This is a genomic window from Agaribacterium sp. ZY112 (assembly GCF_041346925.1).
Lineage (GTDB): Bacteria > Pseudomonadota > Gammaproteobacteria > Pseudomonadales > Cellvibrionaceae > Agaribacterium.
Map to the genome: position 1 here is coordinate 3365400 of NZ_CP166840.1, position 21664 is coordinate 3387063.

General features: G+C 43.0%; 18 protein-coding genes. All 18 read right to left on the bottom strand.

From position 1 onward, the window contains the following. Positions 1–21: 21 nt before the first annotated feature. The gene (gene fliI, locus AB1S55_RS14610) at positions 22–1449 is read right to left on the bottom strand and encodes a flagellar protein export ATPase FliI (protein WP_370978918.1); all 1428 of its coding nucleotides are present in this window, start codon (positions 1447–1449) and stop codon (positions 22–24) included. Further along, positions 1442–2464, bottom strand: coding sequence for a flagellar assembly protein FliH (locus tag AB1S55_RS14615; RefSeq protein ID WP_370978919.1), 1023 nt, complete (start codon positions 2462–2464; stop codon positions 1442–1444). The genes fliI and AB1S55_RS14615 overlap by 8 nt, the downstream gene beginning before the upstream one ends. 2 nt (positions 2465–2466) lie before the next feature. Then, entirely contained in the window at positions 2467–3504 is a 1038-nt protein-coding gene (gene fliG / locus AB1S55_RS14620; protein ID WP_370978920.1) for a flagellar motor switch protein FliG, read from the bottom strand. After that, positions 3501–5168 carry a flagellar basal-body MS-ring/collar protein FliF gene (gene fliF, locus AB1S55_RS14625; protein WP_370978921.1) on the bottom strand — a complete coding sequence of 556 codons (1668 nt, stop codon included), beginning with the start codon at positions 5166–5168 and terminating at the stop codon, positions 3501–3503. Before fliF ends, fliG begins: the two co-directional genes overlap by 4 nt. A 27-nt stretch (positions 5169–5195) precedes the next feature. Then, the gene (fliE, locus tag AB1S55_RS14630) at positions 5196–5555 is read right to left on the bottom strand and encodes a flagellar hook-basal body complex protein FliE (RefSeq protein WP_370978922.1); all 360 of its coding nucleotides are present in this window, start codon (positions 5553–5555) and stop codon (positions 5196–5198) included. 295 nt (positions 5556–5850) lie between these two features. Then, entirely contained in the window at positions 5851–6024 is a 174-nt protein-coding gene (locus tag AB1S55_RS14635) for a PA3496 family putative envelope integrity protein (RefSeq protein WP_370978923.1), read from the bottom strand. 117 nt (positions 6025–6141) lie between these two features. Continuing rightward, a complete protein-coding gene (locus AB1S55_RS14640; protein ID WP_370978924.1) occupies positions 6142–7587 on the bottom strand; it encodes a sigma-54-dependent transcriptional regulator in 1446 nt (481 codons plus the stop codon). 7 nt (positions 7588–7594) lie between these two features. Next, the gene (locus AB1S55_RS14645; RefSeq protein WP_370978925.1) at positions 7595–8797 is read right to left on the bottom strand and encodes a PAS domain-containing sensor histidine kinase; all 1203 of its coding nucleotides are present in this window, start codon (positions 8795–8797) and stop codon (positions 7595–7597) included. A 209-nt stretch (positions 8798–9006) separates the two neighbouring features. Continuing rightward, positions 9007–10248 (bottom strand): carbohydrate binding domain-containing protein, encoded by a 1242-nt coding sequence (locus tag AB1S55_RS14650; RefSeq protein ID WP_370978926.1) that lies wholly within the window; start codon positions 10246–10248, stop codon positions 9007–9009. Between the two features lie 217 nt (positions 10249–10465). Then, entirely contained in the window at positions 10466–11905 is a 1440-nt protein-coding gene (locus tag AB1S55_RS14655) for a sigma-54 dependent transcriptional regulator (RefSeq protein ID WP_370978927.1), read from the bottom strand. A 197-nt stretch (positions 11906–12102) separates the two neighbouring features. Beyond that, a complete protein-coding gene (locus AB1S55_RS14660; protein WP_370978928.1) occupies positions 12103–12369 on the bottom strand; it encodes a hypothetical protein in 267 nt (88 codons plus the stop codon). Between the two features lie 111 nt (positions 12370–12480). After that, positions 12481–12861, bottom strand: coding sequence for a flagellar export chaperone FliS (gene fliS / locus AB1S55_RS14665; RefSeq protein ID WP_370978929.1), 381 nt, complete (start codon positions 12859–12861; stop codon positions 12481–12483). A gap of 117 nt (positions 12862–12978) precedes the next feature. Next, a complete protein-coding gene (fliS, locus tag AB1S55_RS14670; RefSeq protein ID WP_370978930.1) occupies positions 12979–13356 on the bottom strand; it encodes a flagellar export chaperone FliS in 378 nt (125 codons plus the stop codon). A 65-nt stretch (positions 13357–13421) separates the two neighbouring features. Continuing rightward, positions 13422–15515 carry a flagellar filament capping protein FliD gene (gene fliD, locus AB1S55_RS14675; protein ID WP_370978931.1) on the bottom strand — a complete coding sequence of 698 codons (2094 nt, stop codon included), beginning with the start codon at positions 15513–15515 and terminating at the stop codon, positions 13422–13424. 347 nt (positions 15516–15862) lie between these two features. Continuing rightward, positions 15863–16243, bottom strand: a complete 381-nt coding sequence (locus AB1S55_RS14680) for a flagellar protein FlaG (protein ID WP_370978932.1) — start codon at positions 16241–16243, stop codon at positions 15863–15865. 73 nt (positions 16244–16316) lie between these two features. Next, positions 16317–18026, bottom strand: a complete 1710-nt coding sequence (locus AB1S55_RS14685) for a flagellin (RefSeq protein ID WP_370978933.1) — start codon at positions 18024–18026, stop codon at positions 16317–16319. Positions 18027–18445: 419 nt separating this feature from the next. Next, positions 18446–20212, bottom strand: coding sequence for a flagellin (locus AB1S55_RS14690; RefSeq protein WP_370978934.1), 1767 nt, complete (start codon positions 20210–20212; stop codon positions 18446–18448). 180 nt (positions 20213–20392) lie between these two features. Continuing rightward, positions 20393–21658, bottom strand: a complete 1266-nt coding sequence (gene flgL, locus AB1S55_RS14695; protein ID WP_370978935.1) for a flagellar hook-associated protein FlgL — start codon at positions 21656–21658, stop codon at positions 20393–20395. Positions 21659–21664 lie beyond the last annotated feature (6 nt).

The following is a 21664-nucleotide window of genomic DNA, read 5'->3' on the forward strand; positions in this document are numbered from 1 at the left end:
ATTCACTCTTAAAAGGAGAAATTAAGGCTTAATCGCCCCCTGACTCACTTGCTTATGCTGGCCTCGCAAAGGGCTTTGAACTGGTGCTTCTGCTGTTGCACTTAGCGCTGAAGGTGCTGCTAATAAGGTTTCTAACTGCCCCCAGCTTGTGGCTAGATCACGACCACTACCCAATTCTTGACGCACAAAGTCCATAATTTTAGGCTGTTTTTGAATAGCTTCATCAAGTATAGGATCACTACCTTGAGTATAGGCACCAATTGTAACTAGGTCTTTATTGGCCCTATAGAGTGCCAATAAACGTTTGATTGCTTGAGCTTGTTGCAAGCGCATAGGTTCTACAATATTAGGCATGACACGGCTGATTGAAGCCTCTACATCAATCGCAGGGTAGACCCCCTCTTCAGCTAATGAGCGGCTCAGTACGATGTGGCCATCAAGTATCGCTCGAGCAGAGTCGGCAATAGGATCTTGTAGATCATCCCCCTCTGTTAGCACTGTATAAAAAGCAGTAACAGAACCACCACCTTTTTCAGCATTGCCAGCGCGCTCGACTAGCTCAGGAATATGAGCAAATACAGATGGAGGATAGCCTTTGGTTGCTGGCGGCTCACCTGTCGCAAGAGCAATTTCTCGCTGGGCTTGAGCATAACGAGTTAAAGAGTCCATCAGCAGTAAGACATTCTTGCCGCAATCGCGAAAGTACTCAGCCACTCGGGAAGCTAACTCAGCCGCTCTTAAACGCATTAAAGGAGCATCATCTGCAGGAGAAGCAATAACAACCGCTTTTTTTAAGCCCTCTTCACCCAGGATGTGATCAATAAACTCTTTGACTTCTCGTCCACGTTCACCAATTAAGCCCACAACCACAATGTCGGCTTCGGTAAAACGAGTCATCATGCCCAGCAAGACACTTTTACCAACACCACTGCCGGCAAAAAGACCTATACGCTGACCTTTACCTACGGTTAACAAGCCATTAATAGCACCTATACCTACATCTAAGGGTTCATCAATAGGATGTCTATGTAGGGGATTAATATGCTTAATTTTAAAATCGTCACGACTCACTTCATCGAGCGGCCCTAACTGATCTAAGGGCTGACCTAAACCGTTAAGAACTCGACCACATAGGTGTTCACCCATAACTAAATTAGAACGCCTATCGACGGGTTTGACCAAGGCTCCTGGTTGCATACCTTCGATACGCTGAATAGGCATTAAATAGCTTATTTCTTTATCAAAACCGACGACTTCTGCTTCAACGCTTTTGCCTTCTTTGCCTATCACAAGACAATGATGACCAACACGTACATCTAAGCCCACCGCCTCCATTGTTAACCCAACCATTCGAGTTAAACGCCCGATACTCAGTGGTGAATTTGGCAGAGCATCATAATTAAGCTTAGGTTGTAAACGTGTCAATAAATCATCACCCAACTCAAGCATTTTTATCGCCTATTTTGTCGCTCTTAACCTTGGGGTCAACTTGCTCAGTCAGAGAGTCATCTTGATTTGAGGGGGGCGTTTCTGTAACCGTTTCTATTGTTTTATCTGATAGTAGTTCTACTTCAAGGGCCTCTGAGACAAGCGCGTCAGCTTCTTGCTGATTACCAGTATTAGTTTCAGAATTCAGATTTTGTATTTCTCGCTGAACTAAATCACTTTCTACATGGTAATCAGGAACATCATTTAAAGCATGTTCATGATTTGTTAGTTGGCTACTTTTGTCTAGATACTCTTGTAAACGTTGCTCTACACTAAAGTTAATATGACTACTTTCAGTATTAACAATAAGACCTCCTGAGCTTAAGTTATCGTCGATCTCAAGCTGCCATTGCTTGCTTTCAGGCACTAAAGAACGAATACATTCAGCATCTTTACTATTTAATCGCAGGTGAATCTCTTTTGCTGACTTAGGCACTGAAGCCATTACTTTGTGAACAATAGCAAGCAATCGTTCAGGTGATGCTGCGATCTCATCGGCAACTAAGCGTGAGGCTAATTTTAAAGCCATGTCTACAATAACATTCTCAAGTAAGGCCTCACGATTTTGCATAGGCTCAAAGAGTCGCTGTGCACAATTTTCCAGCTGAGATTGAAGCGCTTGTATTTCTTTTTCTGCTTGTTTATAAGCTTGTTGATGCCCTGTCCGTTCACCGGTTTTCTGACCTTTGAGTAAACCTTGCTCAGTACCTTCTTTTAAGCCCTGTTGAAATCCCTCTTTCCTTGCTTGCTCACTGATATCTTGAAGTTGTTCAGCTGTAAGTGGTTGAACGCTTTCGCTGGCAGGAACATTCTCTATTTTAACCTTGTCTTTTTTTATCGTATTTTTTTTCTTAGGCTTAATCGCTCGTCCTTGCATAGAAGGCAGTGCCCACCCCTTAACGGATGATCCCTCTAAATCTTCATACGGAATACGCTCTTTGCTTGATCCACTTTTATTACTTGGATTGTCACTCATGCTTAGATCATTTCCTCACCACCGCCACCTAAGGTAATTTCACCGGCATCTGCCATCCTTCTAGCAATAGTTAGGATTTCTTTTTGTGCATTTTCAACATCACTTAATTTGACTGGGCCTTTCGCTTCAAGATCATCTTTAAGGAGTTCTGCTGCACGCTTAGACATATTGTCAAAGATTTTCTCTTGTAACATATCATCAGCCCCTTTAAGGGCAAGAATAAGTACATCTGAACTAACCTCACGTAGCAGTGCTTGAATCGCTCTATCATCAACATCTTTAAGATTATCGAAGACAAACATAAGATCTTGAATTTGCACACTGAGATCTTCATCTACCTCACGAATACTATCCATTAGCTCACCACTAACCGAGCTATCAAGGTTATTGATGATTTCCGCAGCCGTTTTAAATCCACCAATGTCTTTAGTTTGTGAGCCTGCATTACCGGAGAATTGTTTTTCAAGAATGTTATTTAATTCTTGTAAGGCACTTGGTTGCACCGTATCTAAAGACGCAACACGTAACATAACATCAAGCCTCACTTTTTCGGGAAAGAACTGCAATACTTCAGCACTTTGATCACCGTCTAAATAAGCAAGTACAATAGCCTGAATTTGAGGGTGTTCATTGCGAATAATATCGGCAACTGAGCGAGCCTCCATCCATTTTAAAGTGTCTAAGCCTGTGGTGTTCCCCCCCAATAAAATGCGATCAATTAAACCATGAGCTTTATCTTCACCTAAGGCGCTGACAAGCATGTTACGGATATAGCCATCAGCTCCCATGCCAAGGCCGGTTTGTGTACTGACCTCTTCCATAAAGTTGTTTAACACCACTTCAACTTCATATTGCTGCACATTGGTTAAACCGGCCATCGCCGTACCTAAACGCTGTACCTCTTTAGGCCCCATGTGCTTAAGTACTTCAGCCGCAGCACTTTCACCCATAGACATCAATAAAATAGCCGCTTGATCAACTTTATCTAAAGTGACCTTAGGCTTTGCATCACCAGCAGGAACAGGGGCGGTATTGCTCATTCTTCATTAATCCAACGTTTAATTACTTGAGCCACTCGGCCAGCATCTTCAGCAACTAAGCCTTTTACTGCATTTAATTGTTGCTCATAGCTTTCTTCTGGTGAAGGCAGCGCTAAGGCATCACCTCCAGTTAATGTGACCGTTTCATCTGATAAAGAATCAAAGCTATCTAAGCCAGAAGCTTGTAGAGCAGCTAACTCTTTAGCCTCATCCTCTGCACGCGCCTGCACGCCAGAAGATGCCAAACTTTTAAGCACAGGCCGAAGCAAGCCGATAACAAGCAGAGCAATAATCAATACGCCGCCTAGCTGCTTAGCTAGTTTAATAAACCAGTCTTGCTCCCAAATTGGCAGCTCTTCTGCACCCTCAAATTCAGGCAAAGGCATAAAACGCTCATTTAATATATTGACACTGTCCCCACGGACGGCACTGTAACCAACTGCATCTCGAACTAATATAGAAAGACGCTCAATTTCATTATCCGTCCATTGGGTATATTCAACTTCACCGGTTTCAGGGTTGATTCTTTCCTTATCATCAACAACAACCGCAACAGTAATTCTACGTAAACGCCCTTTTTCATGTTTGGTATAACTAACGGTACGATCTAACTCATAATTTTTAACCGATTGAGAACGTGAACGCCCAGGTGCTTGTCCACCTTCGGCCCCGGCTGCGCCTGGGGCGGCTTGTTCTGGGGCAGCGCCATCAGCAGGAGGCTGATTTGCCAAGGCCCCCGGCACACCTCCGGCTCCAGCGGCACCAACTTGCTGCTCATCGACACTGTGTTCTGAACGAATAGCCGGTAAATCGGGATTAAAACTTTCTTCTGCGAGTTCGATTTCAGTGAAGTCTATATCGGCCGCCACTTCAGTTTTAAAATTGCCTTCGCCAACGATTGGTGACAATAAACGACGTACCCTTAAAATCATGTCGTTTTCTATTTTTCGGGTGTATTCAATATGCTGGGTGGCTTGGGCAAGTTTGGCATCTTCCATCTCAACGGACATCAAATTGCCCTTTTGATCGACGATGGTGACATTCTCTAAATCCATTTCAGGTACGCTTGAAGCAACTAGGTTGGCGATACCTCGTACTTGCTTTGGATCAATGGGGCGACCGGGATACAAATCAAGAAAGACAGAAGCACTGGGTTCGCGACCGTCTCGGATAAAAACTGTTTGCTTAGGGATAGCCAAATGAACACGAGCGCTGCGTACTGAATTAACACTTGCAATGGTCCTAGCCAGTTCACCTTCTAAACCACGGCGATATTTTATCGCCTCCATAAATTGGCTAGTGCCTAACTGTTGCTCTTGATCTAATAATTCGTAACCGTAGTTTTGATCACCTTTAATACCATTGTCTGCCAGTACAATACGAGCTTTACGAACATCCTCAACAGGAACAAGCAGAGCACCCGTTGAGCCATCAATTTTGTAAGGAATTTCGCTAAAATCGAGTACTCGCCCTACTTCTGAAGAGTCAAGCCTATCTAAAGAACCGTAAAGAGGCTTCCAATCTTCTCCTTGGCTCCAAAGTACAATTGCAAAACCTAAGGCCACACTCGCTGCAAGGCCAATCATTAAGCCGGCTTGTCGTATTAAATTAAGGTTATTAAAACCTTCTATTAAGTCATTACTCGATGCAGTGGCTTCTGCCATAGTGTTTTCCGTCGCTGCTCAGGCCAATTAAATCGGCATATTCATAACATCACGATACGCTTCAACTAATTTATTACGTACCTGAACCATAGATTCAAATGCCACACTCGCTTTCTGCGATGCAATCATGACATCGGTAACATCTATATTTGAATCTCCTTGCAGATAGGCGTTGCTCATCGCTTTTGATGCCTGCTGAACTTCATTAACCTTATCAACTGCACTGGCTAATACGTCATTAAAGCGCGGCCCATTAACACCTTCGTTTGGCGCGACTCGAGACGATGAAGAGACATCCACATTGTTAACATTGCCAAATGCTTGTGCTTGATTTTTCATCGCACGCATTTCAACAAGCAGTCGATTTACATCAATTCTATCTGTCATATGAAGCTCTCTTATCACTGCCAAAGAATTGGCTTTTTCAAGCGTATAAGGGACTCTGCATAAAGTAGGCCAAAGATTGCCGCAGGAAGGGTGTTGCCGAAAGCTAAAAGATAACAACGCTAGAAGCTAAAATATTCAGCTCAAATAGAGTAAAACTGGAAGATAAACAGAATAAGAATTGAAGGCGGAAACTAAAAAGCACGCTAAACCCACTAGGCTCACGTGCTTTAACAATAAGACTATGCGCTCTGAATCTATTAACGGCAAAGGTTATAGCAGCGCGCTTTCTTTAAGACTAAAAATCGAAGTCGTAATCCATTAGCGCTTTGCGTAAACGCTGATCTTCAAGCTTATCTTCTAATCGTCTGCGTGAGTCCGTTCCATTAAGCGGGCTGCTAAATGCAGACCAGAATGAATCATCGATCGACTGCTGAACATCATTACTTAGTTCAATAGTTTCCATTTCCATAACTGCCCTCTAACATGTTGACTGAGTGAACAGTTGCTATGCTGCCTAGAACTAATGACAGTTATATGACTATCTTATGAAAGTTACGTCATCTTAGTTTCTCGACTCATAAGATGCCTAAGCCATAACACTTTCGATATCAAAACCTAACTCTCGCAAGCGAGCCATTTTATAACGTAAGGTTCGAGGGCTTATGCCTAAGCGCTGCGCCGTATTCTTTTTGCTGCCCCTCTCCTGCTTCAAGGTTTTAACAATGATGTCAAATTCATGTCGGCGCATGTCAGAGCCCAAGCGAGCACCACTTTCTTCCATACCACTTTCTACATCCGTTAACGTATCAGAAGAGTCTGAAGCGAGCGAAGATTCAATAGCGCTGCTCATAGTTGCGTTATGGCTAGCCGCCATGTTTGTTGTGCTGTAGAGCTGATCGAGATCCAAACCCAAGTCAGCCGCATTTATATGAGTGCCACTTTGCAAAATTAAGGCACGCTGCATTACGTTATCGAGCTCCCGAACATTGCCAGGCCAAGAATAGTCAAGCAAGGCCTGACGTGCTTCAGCACTTAAATTGACAGAGCCCCTGTGTTGCTTCTGAACATGTTTAGCCAACAGCCCCATCGCCAGTGGCAATATGTCTTTTTGCCGCTCCCTTAAGGGAGCCCATGCTAAGGGCAGAACACTCAAACGAAAATACAAGTCACCACGAAACTTGCCCTCTTCCACCTCTAAGCGCATGTCTCTATTCGACGTCGCTACCACTCGCACATCCAATTTTATGGTTTTACGGCCACCGAGACGCTCAACTTCTCGCTCTTGCAATACCCTCAATAACTTAGCCTGTAAGCCCAGTTCCATTTCAGATATTTCATCCAATAAGATAGTGCCGCCATTGGCTTGCTCAAACTTTCCTGGCGTGCTCTGCAAGGCCCCGGTATAAGCACCCTTTTCATAACCAAATAACGTAGCCTCAAGCATATTTTCGGGAATAGCCGCACAATTGACGGCAACAAATGGTCCATCACAACGAGGGCTATGCTCATGAATATAACGCGCAAGTACCTCTTTACCGGTTCCACTTTCACCCATAAGTAAAGCGGTTGAATCACTCTGAGCGACTCGTTCAGCTAGTTTAAGTAACTGTCGGCTACATTCTGCTTCTGCAACTGGGCTATCGGATCTCACAGGCTTGCTATGACAAAAACGAGCGACACACTCCAATAAGGCATCTGGTGAAAAAGGTTTAACGAGGTAATCAACTGCCCCATCTTTCATAGCGCGTACAGAATCTTCCACGCTGGCATAAGCCGTTACGAGTAATACGGGGATTTGTGGCCAGTTTTCTCTGACCATAAGCAATAAATCATGGCCTGACATTTCTCCCATATTGACATCGGAGACGATCAAATCGAAGTCGAGGTCCTTTTTCAGCACAGTAATAGCTTGCTCGGCGCAATCCGCCTCTACACATGTCATCTTGGCTAATAATAAGGTATCAACCACCGCTTCACGTAAATCGGTATCGTCTTCAACCACGAGTATTCTTGACTTTGTACGCTCAGACATCACTACCTCAAACACTTTCTGATTCATTAATAACAAGGGGAAGACGCACAATCGCTTCGCAGCCAGAGCCTTCACTCGATTTGAGTTCAAACACACCACCGTGGGCGCGGGTTACGGCTTTCACAACCGCAAGTCCTAAACCTGTACCATTCGCTTTAGTGGTGACAAACATCTGCTTAATCCGCTCCATTGTTTCTTTATTCATGCCTGCACCATTGTCTTGGATCGACACGACAAGCTCGGATTTTTCTGTATTCACCAAAAAAACAATTCGCAAACTTGCAGCACTTACCGCTTCCAAACTTTGCAAGGCGTTATTAATCAAGTTCATAAGGGCAGACACCAAAGCATCTTGATGGCACTTCAACCCCGACTCTGTGCAGTGATTTTCCCAAATAAAAGAAATACCCGATTGCTCAACTAAATGTTCGGATGCCAACTTAAGTTGCCGCTCTAGTTCAGCCACGCTAATGGTGTTATTTAGGGGCAGCTCACTTTTAACAAATAACATCATGTCGCGAACTTGTTGCTCCATATGACGTAAGCGGCTGACGCATTTATCAGCAAAACGCGTATGAAGCTCTGGCTCTAACTTTTCATCGCGCAGGTGAGAGGCATACAGTAATGCCGCGCTTAAAGGAGTTCGAATTTGATGGGCCAAGGCTGAGACCATCTTACCCATTGCAGATAAGCGCTCATTACGGCTTAAGTGCTCTTGCAAGGCCCGGGTTTCAGTCTGGTCGGTCAGTAAGATGATTTGGCCCTGATCCATCAACGACGATGTTGATACACTCAGCTTACGGCCACTGTGGGTGCTTACCTCTAAACCATCATCATTCTGAGGCTTAAAGCACTTGTGAATAATGTTGCGCCATATTTTGCCTGTAAGCTTACGACCTAACATGTTTTCTGCTGCAGGATTTGCCTCAACAATAAGACCCGCTTCATCAAGCACTAAAACGCCACCAGGTAAAAAGTGTAAAAGCGCCTGCATACGCTCTTCTAACTGGTTATGCCGATGATGCTCATTCTCAAGTTCAAGCTCACTGTGACTCAGCTCTTCACTTAATACCTGTACCCTGTTCTGCAAGGCACGATACGAACTCTCGAGCTGAGTACTTGTTTCATTAAAGAAATTAAACGCCGCAGCCAGACTTTGCTGCTGTTCTGTTTGATCTTTAGACGAGGTATTGGAAGCGTGTGCTAACAAGGGCGAAACCACTTAAGTTTTGACGACTTAAGTAATAGAGCAAAGAGTTTGCCAATGTATTTTTTTGTTATTTATCAGTAAGTTAAAGATTTTTTTGATATAAGCTGTCAAAAAACTGTCTACTTGAACCCTATAAAACTAAGCACAAGCTAACAGACAAAAAAAATGCCGGTAGATACCGGCATTTTTTATAAGAACAAGCTTAGCGCTTAAAGTTCTGTAATAATGATGTCATCTACTAACGCTTGATAATTAAGAGCACCAAAATAAGCATCCGTAATTCGTAAAGTAGGAGCAGTCGCTGCTGACCAATCATAAACTTCGTCAGTAAAATCCAAAATCACTGTGGAGTTAAACAGTGTGTCATTTTGACTAATATTAGTGTAATTAATATCAGAGCCATTATTCGATCCTACCATACCTAAGTAAGAGCTCGAACCTGCATCCCATGAGTTAACATCAATAATAGATACCCATAGTGGGCCGCCATTACCACCATTAGCAACCACTGTTGTATTAAGGTTTACTGCGTAGCGCTTACCAGCTTCTAAACTAATACCTGTCAGGGGAATATCGACAAAATAACCATTTGCAGAACCAACAAACTCTAAAGAGGCAGCACCGGAAATCGGGGCTGTTGTATTAACTGCAAGTGTCGCATTTGTAGAGGTAATAGAAGAAATATCTTGGGTTTCAAAGCCGTCTTCGTAGATAGGTGTGGCGGCTGCATTTAAACTAAAATTATCCAACTGATTGGCTTCAGCATTATCAGCATAATGGGTAATAGCAACTTCTAAAGTCAGTGCTTTACCTGTAATACTTGCAGGAGTCATTAAAGTTACAGCACGATCAAAATATTCAGTACTATTTGGAACACGTGATCGAGGAAAGCCTGCTGTCGCGACAGCATCAACAGTACCTTCTTCATAGAGGTTTACAGAAAACGTATCGTAGTTAGACTCGCCCTTTATATCAAAACTAAAAATGTATTTTGTATTAGCCACTAGCTCATCAGCAGCAATTGTAATAGTTGCACTATCTCCAGCGGTACCACCTGCAAAACTTAGAGCATAAGTGCCTTGACTCGCGTCACCAGAACTGATGCTCGCAGAACCAATACCTGACTGCCAATAAGCATCGTCTAATAGGCCGGACTCAAAACTGAAATCTAGATCACTCAGGTCATGGCCTACTGGCTCTGAACTTGGCTCTGAACTTGGCTCTGAACTTGGCTCTGAACTTGGCTCTGAACTTGGCTCTGAACTTGGCTCTGAACTTGGCTCAGGGCTAGCTTCAGGAGATGTACTTACAACAGGAGATGGGCTTGGTGAGGCTGCTGCCTCAGACTTGTTATCACTGCCGCCACAAGCCACTAATAAAGCAACTGAAGAACAGATAGTCATACGCTTAAAAAGAGCGAAAGCTGAAAGCTCGCTAGTAGAAAACTTCATAGTACGGGTCCTATAGGATTACTCGTATTAATTCTTACTTAGAACTGCCATGACTTCCTTGTAGACATGATCAAGCACAATAATTCGCACTGTTTATTAGTAATTAATCTAAACAGGTATGCACATAGTACACAATACGATCACTTATAAGCAATAAGAACTAAAAAAAAACAAGAAACCAATACTTAATTATTAACCTTATAGTAAGTACATTAATTTAACGCTGCATGCCGTATTTACGCATCTTTTCGACCAAGGTTGTTCTACGTATAGCTAGTTGCTCAGCAGCTCTGGCCACAACACCACTGTTGTTATCCAGTGCCTGTTGAATCAGATTTTGCTCTAAATCAGACATATACTCTTTAAGATCTATACCGGCCTCAGGTAATAAGACTGTATCACCCATGCTGACTAACGACGGGCTCGCTCCTGCTAGATCATCTTGAGTAAAATCATCAAAGTCATTTTCAATATCAACATGGCGGTACTTTTCAGGTAGTTCAGCCACGCCTATCACCGCACCAGGCCTCATAATGGCCATTCGTTCAACCAAATTAGCTAACTCTCGAACATTACCCGGCCAAGGATGCTGACACAAAGAGAGCATGGCTGAAGAGCTGAAGCGAACGGAACCGCGCTTTTCAGACTCTAAGCGCTTAATCAGCTCATTTATTAGTAAGGGAACATCTTCAGAGCGCTCTCTTAGCGAGGGCATTTCGATAGGAAAAACATTCAAGCGGTAATATAGATCTTCTCGAAAGTCGCCTTTAGCAATCATATCTTCAAGGTTTCTATGAGTAGCAGCAATAATCCTCACATTTGTTTTGTAACTTTTGTTGCCTCCTACTCGTTCAAAGCTCTTCTCTTGCAGCACACGAAGTATCTTGACCTGCATATGAAGCGGCATGTCACCGATTTCATCTAAAAACAGGGTACCACCTTCGGCAAGCTCAAAACGCCCCGCCCTTGCACTAATAGCCCCAGTAAAAGCGCCTTTTTCATGGCCAAAGAGCTCGCTTTCTAATAATTCTGCTGGGATAGCACCACAGTTTACAGGAACAAAAGGCCCATCTCGGCGATCACTGTGGTAGTGAAGGTTTCTCGCAACAACCTCTTTACCGGTACCGCTCTCACCCTCGATTAATACAGTGACGTCTTTATCCGTCACTTGCGTCATCATATCTCGTACTTGTTCAATACTTTGGCTATTTCCAACTAGAGAGCTAAACAGGTGTATTGGCCGGCGCTGGTGCTGTGCCCTGCGAGCATGTAAAGCATGTACAAAAGCCTGAGCTCGATGCAAAGCATCGTTTAAACCACAATAACCGGGCATTTTTTCAAAACTGGCAACCAGCATGGCTTTGGTGCGCTCATCGAGACCCTCAGCCAACTCAGGTTCATTGCCAATATTGACCACGGCCATATCGATATGAGCTTGAGCCGTATTTTTTAGGAAATCAGAGACTAGCTTATGCTGACCTTGAGCACATAAAAAAGCAGCGCTAAATTCCTTTTTATCTACATCTGTAAGTTCACTAAGCCACTGCTTAAAACTAAATTCTTGGACATTCTCACCAACAAAGTTAAGAACGGTAACGATATCGTGACGGACTATTTCTTCATCACATACAACGGCAATGTTTTGAACATCTGACATAAACAACTCATCCCAAAGTAAAGCGTAGGCACCGCTCAGTCCTGACATCCATGTGCTGTCGGAAAAAGCAGCAGCGGTATCTTTTGTATAGTCAGAAAAATGACCATAGTCAAATTACCGTCGAAGATCACTTTGATATATGACGAGTACTTTATAAAGTTAAACAGCAGCCCCTGTTTGTTTTTTAGACAACCGCTTCACCTTGAAAAGGGAAAGCTCGCAACAAACTCAGATTCAGAAGCGGGTAATTCAGCAACAATTCGAGCATAAAGGGCCAGTACTCTTTCTAATTCAGACATCAGCTCTTTAGCATTTAAGGTTTTATCGTCAAAGGCTTTGTCTAAGGCTTCTCCCATCAACAGATCATGCCTTTTTAAAGCCCCCCACTGTTTATTATCAAAAGCAAACTCTAAGGACTTACGAGTACGAACAAGGTCAACATGCGAACAACTAATTAATGACACGCAAACTCTCCTAAACCTTTACCTGTTTAAGAAGCTAACGGCCAAACAAACCAAAGCTTTAATTAAATAAATCTTGAAGCGGACAAACATGATCACTCAAAAATCGAACAATTAAGCAGCCTGCCCTTTTGGCATTGCATCCCAACCATCTTTTACTTGAGCCATTAAGTTAGATATCTCATCTAGAGCCACTAGCCCTTGATCGGAATCTTTAGAATTAGGAATGCGCTCAAGCATGTACTCGTAAAGTGAATTTAAATTAACAGCAATATCTCCACCACTATTAAAATCTAAACTAGCTCTTAAGCCATTTATAATTGAAATTATTTTTCCTAGAAGAATATCTGCTTCTTCTTTATTTTCTGAACTTATACTTTGTCTTGCTTGGCTGATACGCTCTAAAGTTCCAGCCATAAGCAAGCTTATTAGCTTGTGCGGATCATTAGCGCATTCATCAACATGTAAAGAGGCGGAGGTAACATCAACTGCCATAAGAGGCTCCTTCTTGCCGCTTGGCGGCAAATTCACATTAACAATTAAGTCATGATAATGACTGTTAAAGTGAATAGAGCAAAAGAAATGCCAAGATGTATAGAGGGAAAGTAAATATTAAGCGATTTGTCTCCAAGCGGAAGAAATATCAGTTAGCAGTGTTGTTGCTTCATCAAGTAGTTTAACATCATTTTTGATGTGGGATTGAGTTAGAACACGGGTTATATATTCGTATAAATTATCTAAATTAGCAGATAGATCTTCTGAGGGTTCGTGATTCAAATTTTCACGCAAGCCATTCACTATATTGATGGCACTATTTATTTTTTTTCCTTTTAACTCGGCATTACCATGAACCATTGCCCCTCTAGCTTGTGCAACACGTTCTAAAGCGCCATCAAACAGCATACAAATTAGTTGGTGCGGGCTTGCATCCTCTACCCCGCTGTGGGTTTTCACTTGAGAGTATGATGCTGCAGCTGCTTGGTAGTTCATAATAACCTCGAATTCATATATAGCCTTTATATTGATCGGCTTTTCAGGCAATAACTTTAGCTCTATTAATTATCTTTTGAAGCGGTAAAAGGAAGGGTATTAATTAAATTATCTAAGAAACTACCAGATGAATTAAGAGACGATATAATACGTTCCATTGCAATAAATTGATTTAATAGGCGCTCTTCATAAGCGTCAATTCTCCGATCTAAACTACTTTGTTCGGTATCGTAGCTATCTAAACGGTTTTCCAAGGTTTCTGTTCTTGTTGCGATCACACCTTGGCTAGAGAGCATAGTATCTATCAAGCGTTCTAGCTCTCCAGAGAATCCTCGGCTGAAATTAACTGTTGCACTTGCTGCCGACTCACTAAGAATAAGTGCAAGGCCTTCACCCGCTTCACCTAAGGCTGGCAATAAGACATTAGCAGAACCAAAACCTGCAACACCATTTACGGTGCCTGCAGCGGTTAAACCATTAATTCCACTGGCATTGCTTAAACCTAGCTCACCTGCATCGCCTGAAACATTAGAAAAAGCAATACTCGAAGCCGCTCCATACGATGATGAGGTAAATTCATAGCGATTATCTGTGGCGTTATAGCTTACGGACACTTCCTTGTTTGCATCGCTAATAGCAGAATCATTATTAATCAAACTCTGCAACGCACTTGCGATTTCACTTTGGCTTGCATAACTTGCATCGGGTAAACTTAAGCTAGCTGATTCAACACCATCAACCGTAATTGTAAAATCATAATTCTTAGTCGAGGTATCAATAGGAAAGGTATCGGTAGCAGCATTAAAATACCCCTTAGATGGCGCCTGACTCACAACCACCTCATATTGGCCTGCAGTGGTGGAATCATTATAACTATTAATAAATACATCATCGTTTGAGGATGAAGTAAAAGGCGCTAGTAGCTTTTGAACGCTTTCAAAGTTTTCATCAAAGGCCTTATCAAAGTCATCCTCATCAATGGTGAATTTACCGTCTAAATCTGTACGGATACCTATATTGGTCAACGATGTAAAGCCCGATTCTTCTCCCGAAAGCCCAGGTATCGATGATGAGATGACCGTACGAATTTGGCTTAATATCGATTTAGCTAACGCATCGTTGGACAACGATCCAATAACAGTTTCTGTTGTACCATCTTCATTTTCAACATCATTAACACCAAAAATAGGATCAACGGCATCGATAAATGCATTATAAGACTCAACAAAAGCCCTTACATTTTGCTCCGCAAAGTTTTTATCATCTTCAATGGTGATAGTGACTGTTTCACCTGGGTCGGTCAGACTGAGTACATCCAATTTCAAACCAGCAACCACATCATCAATATTATTGGATTCACGGCTAATGCTAATACCGTTTAAGGTAAGCTCTGCATCAGCACCAACTTGTTTTTCATAGCTCAGATACCCATCATTCGAAAAACCATCTTTGCTTGCGTTATAAGAAAATCGAGAGAGGTCAGATGCATCATTATTACTTGGGCTACCGCCAGCTTCGGAGGCAATAATTTCTAGCTCATTCTCTAAGCCAGATTCCGACACAACACTTAGCACATAAGCATCACCATCAAAAACAATCGATGCCGACACACCTTTATCTGCTGCATTAATTGCGTCACGCAAACCTTCTAAACTGTTATTTTCACTATCAATAACAACATCAAAGCTCTCTGCTTCAGTGTCTTGTGTAAAACTGGGGGTTAAGGGTGGCGTGCCCGATCTATCCCAAGCACCAAAATTAAAGCTTAACGTACCTTCGCCCACTTCAGCACTCGGGTCATTAAAGCCTGAAAAAGCTAAAGTATGTGACGAGGCCACACCTTCAACCGTAAACGCATACGAACCCGCTTGTACATCAGTATCAAGCTCAACAGGAACCAACGCCGTACTGTCTGTAAACGATGCACTTTTACTGAATAACGCTTCGGGATCGGATAAAGCATTAGCGGCATCTTTTAAGGTTGATAGCGCGCTAGTCAATAAACCAAAGTCAGAGATACGGCTTTCGGTGAGCTCAACCTTAGAATCAATACGCTGTTGAGGCGCCATGCGCTCGACTTCAACCAGCTGCTTAACTAGGTTTTGGCTATCAATACCGGAGCCTGCGCCAAGGCTTTGAATAATATTGTTGTCAATCATTAGCTAATCCGAAAAACAGGCCTTTTAGGCTACGTTGTCTAACACAGTCCATATGCACTCATTACGTTTATTACTTTTAAGTATCGCCTGATTCAAGCAGAGCTATAGGAACCATTGGTTTGCAAAACGGCAAAACTTATACCCTAATGACATTGAATACAGGGTTTGAACGACCTTTATATGCCGATCTACGACTCAAAAGTAAGAGTTTAAGAGTTCGTAAGAGACATATGCGATATTAATGCCAGCTACAGCAGGCACTAATATGAAAACAGTGGGGGAATTTGCGCCAACGACAAAAGGGACGTGGCTTACACCACGTCCCTGCTAGAGTAAGAGAACTGTTATTAACCGAGTGCGTTCAACAGGTGGACTTCTCCGTCTTGTTGCAAACGCCGAGCAATCTCTAAAAAGATATCCTCAGGTATTTGCCGGATTACATCTCCTGAATCACTATCAATCACTTTAATAACAGTGCGATCTAAGTCTTCATCCACGCTAAATTGAAGATCTCGCTGCACGCTTTGTACATAGTCATTCACCTTAGCAACCTGCTGTTTTAGGTCTGCTGGGTTTGGCGCTTTTGGCGCCTGTTCGGCCTCTGTCGTTTCGGCCTTATCACTTGCACTTAAGGGCTTGATCTCTTCGCTTGCGTTAACGTCCCCCTTAGATGAAGAAGAGGCCTGCGCAGCGTGTACCGCCGGCTGTGCGAGTCTTACTTCATTCATGGGTCACCTCTCTATGAAAAAGAGCCGGTGGATCAGCCACCAGCTTATTTCTCTCCAACGTTGCTTTAAGCTATTACTGCAGAAGCGAAAGCACTTGCTGAGGCCTAGCATTCGCTTGGGCCAGCATGGCTTGTGACGCCTGTTGCAATACCTGTGCACGACTTAAATTTGCAGTTTCAGCGGCGAAGTCTGCATCAACAATTCGAGAACGAGCAGCCGATGTTTTTTCGCTTACGTTACTTAAGTTTGAAACTGTAAAGTCGAGGCGGTTATTAACAGCACCGAGTTCTGAACGTGTTGTGCTGATTTGCTCTAGCGCCGTATCAATAACATCAATGGCAGATTGAGCACCGGCTTCGGTTGAGATATCAATATCAGAAACAGAATCTCCTGATGTTGCTGAGGTATTTGTTTCCACTAAATGCAAAGCCGTTAGTAATGCATCAGCACCAGTAGTTGTTCCAGCCTCGATACTGATAGCTGAGTTATCAACAGAATTAAGCTGAAGAACTTGAGCAGTCGCACCTGAAGCGACTACGCCTGTTTCTGGAGCCTTATCATTAATTGCAGCTATGATATCTGCAACTGCCGTCCCATCAGCAGCACCAATTTCAACACCATTGATAACAAGTTGGCCTTCCAAAAGGACGGTCGCATCTGCATCAAGAAGAGTCGCACTGCTACTCAAAATTCCGCCTTCAGCACGAGCGTTTATTCCAAGATCATCTGCATCCGTAGCATCCGCATACGCAACAGTAATTTCATTACCGTCAGTTGATGTTAGCGACAATTGAGCTTCTTGTACTGTAGCTGCACCGCCAGTACCCACTGCATCCTGCTCAGCTGTAGCCGCAGTTCCCACAGTAATTTGCGCGCCACTAGCACTTTCAATCACTAACTTACCACTATCACTTAAGCTTGCGGATATATCATCCCCACCTTTTTCATTAATAGCCGCGACCAACTCATCAAGATTACCAGTATCAGTAATAACAAGTGATGTAGCAGTACCATCTGCATTAACAGTATCAATCTCCATAGTGTCACCGCCGCGGAGGACACCGGTACCAACTGTTGCAGCTTCAAATCGTGTCGTTGCTGTAAAATCTACTCCAGACACACCGTCATTCAATACGGCAAGAAACTCATCGACATTGGTTGCAGCTTCTAAATCTGCGTCATCAATAGTTTGGCCATTTATTGTTACGTCATCGGCTAAAGTTATTCCTACTAAATCAACCGCAGAACCAACAATATCGCCGCCAGCACTTCCACCTAAACTATTTGCATCTAACTCTCCAATGCTAAAGGTAATAGTTTGATTTGCATTAGAACCAACCTGTAGTGCTACATCACCTTGCGAACCATCAAGAATATTCTGGCCATTAAACGAAGTGGTTTCAGCAATACGGTCAATCTCTGCAATTAACTGCTGTGATTCCGCATTGAGTGAGGCTCTATCTGTATCGGAATAAATTCCGTTGGCAGACTGAACAGATAGTTCTCGCATACGCTGAAGAATATTGGTTGTTTCGTCTAAAGCACCTTCAGCGGTTTGAATTAATGAGACACCGTCATTCGCATTTCGAATAGCCTGATCAAGGCCTCTAATAGCTGATGTTTGACGATTTGAAATTGCGAGACCCGCAGCATCATCTGCCGCTGAGTTGATACGCTTACCAGATGCTAAACGTTCACTCGCTTTATCTAGCTCACCACCTGATGACATCAGCTGGCGCTGAGCATTTAGTGACGCGATATTACTATTAACTACTAAAGGCATGATGAGCCTCCCAATGTAAGTCTGTCGAACGCCGATCTAATAAGACCGGTGAAGTTGAAAGGCGACCATAACAATCAACCCTTCCTGACTTAATCTTTCGGCACAGCGGGGAGGAACTTTAAAAGAAAATACAAATCAGCCCTAAGGCAATATAATGCATATAAAAAAACAAAGACTTACAAAATAAAAAACACTTTAGTTTTTCTCAAACGGGGTAAATAAATAAAGATAAAAATAAAACTATTAGAACAATCTATTATTAACCTACTAATTAATAGAATCATTTCATTTGATATAGTCATTTATAGAATAAGATGCTCTATATCTAGATGGGTATGATAAAAATATAAACTGATAGAACAGCACAATAGAAAAACATGCGTTGTACTGTTCTATCTATACTCACCTCAGGCTTGATTCTAGCCCTGCAGTAATTGCAACACTTGCTGAGGTTGAGCATTAGCCTGAGCCAACATGGCTTGTGACGCCTGCTGTAATACCTGAGCTCGACTCAACTCGGATGTCTCTGCTGCAAAATCGGCATCCATAATACGTGAGCGTGAAGCTTCAGTTTTCTCAACTACATTGAGTAGATTACCCATAGTGAACTCTAAACGGTTAGCAATCGCACCTAGCTGGGAGCGGGTATCATTAATCGTCTCCAGTGCCACATCGATAATGGCTAGGCTTTCTTGAGCACCATCGACTGTTGCGATTTGAATATCCGCGACAGAATTACCTTGCGTCGCCGAATTATTGGTTTCCAATAAGCCTGTAGTCGTAGCATTTGCTGCGCCAGTTAACTCAATTGTTATTTCAGTTCCATCAACGGAGTTTAAAGAAAGTACTCCATCTGCGGCAGTGCCACCAGCGGCTACCGTCGCCACAACCCCATGCTCTGCTGATTTCGCATTAATTTGAGTGACCAAATTAGCTATCGTATCAAATGCGTCCGTGCCAATAGCCGTAGCATCAATGCTAACGCCATTAATCATTACGTCGCCTTCAGCTAACGCAGATTCAGTACCATCTGCTACTTCAAGAGCAGTAATATCACCCACGGCAGTACGAGAGTTCACCCCAAGTTGAGTGGCATTAGGTGCTGCTGTCGCTCCATACGTAATCGTTACGCCATTACCATCATCAGACTTAAAGTCCAACGATGCTTGGTAAGCATTTGCCAAGGTTGCATCTGCTGAAGCGGTAATACCGGTATTAGCAACGGTTGCTGCGCCACCGTATTCAACACTAATGGCAGCCCCAGAAGAATGAGACATGACAAGTAAGCCCGCATCATTTAACTCAGCACTAACATTGCCACCAGTCACCTCTTCGATACGAGCAACTAGCTCTTCCATGCTTCCTGTATCGCCGATCTGGTAAGTATTAACCGTTCCATCGAGCTGATGGACAGTTAAATCCATAGTATCCGCACCACGTAATATGCCGGTACCTGCTGTTGCTGCGGTAATCTCAGTAAAGGCAGTAGTTGTAACTCCACTTACATTACTATTGAATAAATCTAATAGCTCTTCCATGTTTGTAGCAGAGGTAAGATCCCCCACATTCTGGCCATTGACTTCCATTGTTGTCGCAGCAGTGGCGCCAGTAATCAATGTAACGTTTGCAGGATCAACCCCCATTGTTGTACCCACGATATCCCCACCGGCATCCCCACCGAGCGTTTTAATGTCCATTGCTGGAATACTCATGGTAATAGTTTCATAAGCCTGTGAGCCGACTTGTAAATCAACCTCGCCTAAACTGCCATCTAATAAGAATTGGCCATTAAAAGAGGTCGACGTTGCAATACGATCCAGTTCGGCTTTTAGCTGCTGAACTTCAGCATCAAGGGTTTTTCTATCTGTATCCGAATAAATTCCGTTAGCAGATTGAATGGCCAGTTCTCGCATACGCTGCAAAATATTGGTTGTCGCATCCATAGCGCCTTCCGCGGTTTGGATCAGCGACACGCCATCATTCGCATTTCGAACGGCCTGATTAAGCCCACGAATTTGTGAAGTCATGCGATTAGAAATAGCCAGGCCTGCGGCATCATCGGCTGCAGTATTAATTCTACGCCCCGATGCCAAACGCTCCATCGCCTGACTCATGTCATTGCCAGATTGAATCAACTGACGTTGTGAATTTAACGCAGCCACGTTGGTATTAATAACAAGAGGCATAGTTCTCTCCTATAACCTTAATCAGTTTCTACCCACAGATGGGTTTGAATTGATTAATGCAGACCCCGTGCCAAACACAAAAAAGATAATAAAAACAACAAGATAACAATAAAAAAGGCGAATAAACAAAGATAAAAAAGGGAGGGGGACAAAAGCTTGCCGCTTAAGCGGCAAGCAATTTCATAGACGTTCGAATAAACTTAAGCGGCTAACACGCGTAAATGCTGTTTGTGCCGCTTGTAAAATTAAAGACTCTGCTGCAAGTCGTGTGGATGCTTCAGCGTAATCAACATCACGCAGCTGAGAAATAAGCTCTTGAATGATTAGAGTTGCATCAGAGTGAATACTTTCGGTACTTTCAAGTGTATTAAGCCGAGCACCGATTTTAGAACTTACTTCTAACACGCTGGTTTGTGCATTAGATAAATTAGCTAAGGTATCGCCGATGGTATCTTCCAAGACATCACGATTACCGGCTTCTCCGTCAAAGTTTTTCATCGCTTCACTAAAGCGGGCGACCGTCGTTAATAGATCCTGCTTATTTGTAGACTCGACAATAAACTTATCTCCAGCCTGAGGCAGGTTTTCAGATGCAGGATCACCAATAATTCTAAAGCTTAAACCAGCAGCATTAATTTCAGCACCTGAAACATAAGGCTCATTGGCAAGCACAACTCGGCCTGTCGAGCGCTCTGTTATTGTAAAGTTTTTACCAGGAGGTGCGGGTAATAAAGCACTATCATCATTAAAACTAACAACGAGATCTTCTGGGTAAAAGTCATTAAATACTTGCCTATCGACAACCGTACCAATGGATATTTGTGCAGCAGGGTCAGAGCGATTGCTTGCAGAAACCGACGTTGACACTTCGGGCCTATTACTTTGTATATCTACAAACAAGTCTTTACCAGAGTCACCAGAAGCGACCGCAGTATTATTGGCTACCTTAATAAACTTTTGGCCTTCATCCCCCACATATTTAAACCCCGTTTGCACACTGCCTATAAAAGGTTCGGTCGTACTCTTATAACCTCCAAAGATGAAATCACCATTCGAGTTTTTACTATTCATTAAACTCTGAAGCTCTTCAACTCGCGCATCAACTTCATTTGCTAAAGATCTATACTCACTATCACTGAGTGTTGCGCTGTTACCTGCCCTAACGGCCAGCTCTTGGATGCGTTGAATAATATTAAGCACACCGTCCAACACCGCTTCTTCACCGGTCAAATCATTTTTAGCAATACTAATATTGGTTTGATATTGTTTGGTGCCTGCTAATTCTTCATTTAGAGCTAAGATCTTAGTCGAAGCGACCGGATCATCGGAAGGCTCAAGAACTCGTTTACCTGTCGATAATTGTTCTTGTGTTTTAATCATGGCCTGATTTGCATCAGCCATACTGGTATTGGCAATATTGAATATTTGCTGAGTTGAAATTCGCATAGCGGC

Bases quoted from the DNA above. Each gene is read 5' to 3' on its own strand.
- fliI (WP_370978918.1), bottom strand. From the start codon at position 1,449: ATGCTTGAGTTGGGTGATGATTTATTGACACGTTTACAACCTAAGCTT.
- AB1S55_RS14615 (WP_370978919.1), bottom strand. From the start codon at position 2,464: ATGAGTGACAATCCAAGTAATAAAAGTGGATCAAGCAAAGAGCGTATT.
- fliG (WP_370978920.1), bottom strand. From the start codon at position 3,504: ATGAGCAATACCGCCCCTGTTCCTGCTGGTGATGCAAAGCCTAAGGTC.
- fliF (WP_370978921.1), bottom strand. From the start codon at position 5,168: ATGGCAGAAGCCACTGCATCGAGTAATGACTTAATAGAAGGTTTTAAT.
- fliE (WP_370978922.1), bottom strand. From the start codon at position 5,555: ATGACAGATAGAATTGATGTAAATCGACTGCTTGTTGAAATGCGTGCG.
- AB1S55_RS14635 (WP_370978923.1), bottom strand. From the start codon at position 6,024: ATGGAAATGGAAACTATTGAACTAAGTAATGATGTTCAGCAGTCGATC.
- AB1S55_RS14640 (WP_370978924.1), bottom strand. From the start codon at position 7,587: ATGTCTGAGCGTACAAAGTCAAGAATACTCGTGGTTGAAGACGATACC.
- AB1S55_RS14650 (WP_370978926.1), bottom strand. From the start codon at position 10,248: ATGAAGTTTTCTACTAGCGAGCTTTCAGCTTTCGCTCTTTTTAAGCGT.
- AB1S55_RS14655 (WP_370978927.1), bottom strand. From the start codon at position 11,905: ATGTCAGATGTTCAAAACATTGCCGTTGTATGTGATGAAGAAATAGTC.
- fliS (WP_370978929.1), bottom strand. From the start codon at position 12,861: ATGGCAGTTGATGTTACCTCCGCCTCTTTACATGTTGATGAATGCGCT.
- fliS (WP_370978930.1), bottom strand. From the start codon at position 13,356: ATGAACTACCAAGCAGCTGCAGCATCATACTCTCAAGTGAAAACCCAC.
- fliD (WP_370978931.1), bottom strand. From the start codon at position 15,515: ATGATTGACAACAATATTATTCAAAGCCTTGGCGCAGGCTCCGGTATT.
- AB1S55_RS14680 (WP_370978932.1), bottom strand. From the start codon at position 16,243: ATGAATGAAGTAAGACTCGCACAGCCGGCGGTACACGCTGCGCAGGCC.
- AB1S55_RS14685 (WP_370978933.1), bottom strand. From the start codon at position 18,026: ATGCCTTTAGTAGTTAATAGTAATATCGCGTCACTAAATGCTCAGCGC.
- AB1S55_RS14690 (WP_370978934.1), bottom strand. From the start codon at position 20,212: ATGCCTCTTGTTATTAATACCAACGTGGCTGCGTTAAATTCACAACGT.
- flgL (WP_370978935.1), bottom strand. From the start codon at position 21,658: ATGCGAATTTCAACTCAGCAAATATTCAATATTGCCAATACCAGTATG.